The 258-nt window shown below is 51.2% G+C and carries 1 rRNA gene; it reads left to right on the top strand.

Annotated features, from left to right (window positions below):
* A 16S ribosomal RNA gene (locus ACTHS4_RS12110) occupies positions 1–258 on the top strand; the annotation flags it as partial.

Here is a 258-nt window from a genome sequence, read left to right as displayed (position 1 = left end):
ATTTAATACGTTGTGGGACTGACAGTATCGAGAGAAGAAGCCCCGGCTAACTCTGTGCCAGCAGCCGCGGTAATACAGGGGGGGCAAGCGTTGTTCGGAATTACTGGGCGTAAAGGGTTCGTAGGTGGCCAACTAAGTCAGATGTGAAATCCCTCAGCTTAACTGGGGAACTGCTTCTGATACTGGTTGGCTTGAGTGCAGGAGAGGAATGCGGAATTCCAGGTGTAGCGGTGAAATGCGTAGATATCTGGAGGAACA

The sequence above is a fragment of the Neisseria sp. P0014.S009 genome, assembly GCF_051958155.1.
Lineage (GTDB): Bacteria > Pseudomonadota > Gammaproteobacteria > Burkholderiales > Neisseriaceae > Neisseria > Neisseria flavescens_C.
This window is presented reverse-complemented; position numbering and strand designations above follow the sequence as displayed.